2 pseudogenes are annotated in these 2,450 nt (G+C 68.1%); both read left to right on the plus strand.

The annotated features are described in order from the left end of the window. Window positions 1–976: pseudogene (locus ACOJUJ_RS08335) on the plus strand (DNA-directed RNA polymerase subunit beta); the annotation flags it as partial. A gap of 154 nt (window positions 977–1,130) precedes the next feature. Beyond that, a pseudogene (locus ACOJUJ_RS08340) lies at window positions 1,131–2,450 on the plus strand (DNA-directed RNA polymerase subunit beta'); the annotation flags it as partial.

Here is a 2,450-nt window from a genome sequence, read left to right on the forward strand (position 1 = left end):
CATGCCGTTCCTGCCGGACGGCACGCCGGTGGACGTGTGCCTGAACCCGCTGGGCGTGCCCAGCCGCATGAACGTGGGGCAGATCCTGGAGACCCACCTGGGGTGGGCTGCCCGGGTGCTGGGCTTCGAGGCCAAGACCCCCGTGTTCCAGGGCGCGTCCGAGGACGAGATCGGCACGCTGATCCGCCTGGCCGGCGCCACCTGGGCCAGCCAGGCGCTGGGGGTGCAGGGCTCGACGGCGCCGGTGTTCGACGCCGACGACGCCCGCGCCATTTCGGAGACGGTGGCGGCGCACGACGCGCTGGCCGGCGAGCAGGGGCGTCCGGAGATGGGCATCGGCCGCGCCATCGACTGGATGCTGGACGGCGAGACCACGCCGCCCGACCTGAACGCCAAGCTGCGCTCGCTCAAGCAGTACCTGATCACCGCCGGCCGGGAGCTGGCGGAGCGCCGCGAGTACGGCGTGGAGGAGGCCTTCCCGGCCGCCGCCGCGCTGGCAAGCGCGACGGGGGGCGAGGGCCTTACGGCGGCGCTCGAGGAGCACATGGCGGCGGGCGGGCTTACCCCCGGCGGCAAGGTGCGCCTGCGCGACGGCCGCAGCGGCGCGCAGTTCGAGTCGCCGGTGACGGTGGGCACCATCTACATGCTCAAGCTGAGCCACCTGGTGGACGACAAGATCCACGCGCGCAGCATCGGGCCGTACAGCCTGGTGACGCAGCAGCCGCTGGCCGGCAAGGCGCAGTTCGGCGGGCAGCGCTTCGGCGAGATGGAGGTGTGGGCGCTGGAGGCGTACGGCGCCGCGCACACGCTGCAGGAGATCCTGACCGTCAAGTCCGACGACGTGAACGGCCGCAGCCGGGTGTACGAGGCCATCGTAAAGGGCGAGAACCTGCCCGAGCCCGGCCTGCCCGAGTCGTTCAACGTGCTGGTGAAGGAGCTTCAGGCGCTGGGCATCAGCGTTACGCTGGGGAGCTAGGGAATAGGGAACAGGGAATAGGGAAGAGCGGGCTCTGCCCGCCTGGGTTTTGCTGGCTATTCCCTATTCCCTATTACCTATTCCCTGGCCTTGAAGACGGAACACAGCCGCCCGGCGTAGATTGCCCGGGGACACCAATAGATAGGGGATCCCGATGATCGACTTCCCCCGAGCCCGCGAGACCCGGTCTCAGGACTTCAACTACATCCAGGTCAAGATCGCCTCTCCGGAGGAGATCAGGGGCTGGAGCTTCGGCGAGGTCACCAAGCCGGAGACCATCAACTACCGCTCGTTCAAGCCCGAGCGCGACGGCCTGTTCTGCGAGCGCATCTTCGGTCCCGTGAAGGACTGGGAGTGCCACTGCGGCAAGTTCAAGCGCATTCGCTACCGCGGCCACGTCTGCGACAAGTGCGGCGTGGAGGTCACGCTCAGCAAGGTCCGGCGGGAGCGCATGGGCCACATCGAGCTGGCCGTGCCGGTGGCGCACATCTGGATGTTCAAGACGCTTCCCTCGCAGATGGGCTACCTGCTGGGGATGACGCTGCGCGACCTGGAAAAGGTGATCTACTACGCGGCCTACGTGGTCACGGCGGTGGGCGCCCAGGACGTAAAGCACAGCCAGGTGCTGGACGAGGACGAGTACCTTGCCCTGCGCGCCAAGGCGCAGGAAGAGGGCGACAACGACTTCGCGGCCGACATCGGCGCGCCGGCCGTGCGCAACCTGCTGGGCCAGATCGACGTGGACAGCCTGGCCGAGTCGCTGCGCACGCAGGTGGCCAACGAAACCAGCCAGCACCGCAAGAAGATGGTGCTCAAGCGGCTCAAGGTGATCGACGCCATCCGCGCGTCGGGCGCCACGCCGTCGGAGCGCAACAAGCCGCAGTGGATGATCCTGGACGTGGTGCCGGTCATCCCGCCCGACCTGCGCCCGCTGGTGCCGCTGGACGGCGGCCGCTTCGCCACGTCGGACCTGAACGACCTGTACCGCCGCGTCATCAACCGCAACAACCGGTTGAAGAAGCTGATGGAGATGCGCGCGCCGGAGGTGATTCTCCGGAACGAGAAGCGCATGCTGCAGGAGGCGGTGGACGCGCTGTTCGACAACGGACGCCGCAGCAAGGCCATCCGCGGCCGTGGCAAGCGCCCGCTCAAGTCCCTGAGCGACATGCTCAAGGGCAAGCAGGGCCGCTTCCGGCAGAACCTGCTGGGCAAGCGCGTGGACTACTCGGGCCGTTCGGTGATCGTGGTGGGTCCCGAGCTCAAGCTGCACCAGTGCGGCCTGCCCAAGGCGATGGCGGTGGAGCTGTTCAAGCCGTTCATCATCCATGAGCTGGAAAAGCGCGGCGAGGCCGAGACGGTCAAGCGCGCCAAGAAGATCGTGGAGCGCGACGACCCGCGGGTGTACGAGGTGCTCGAGGACATCATCCGCGACCATCCCGTGCTGCTGAACCGCGCGCCCACGCTGCACCGCCTG

The sequence above is a fragment of the Longimicrobium sp. genome (assembly GCF_048594345.1).
In the GTDB taxonomy this organism is placed as follows: Bacteria; Gemmatimonadota; Gemmatimonadetes; order Longimicrobiales; family Longimicrobiaceae; genus Longimicrobium.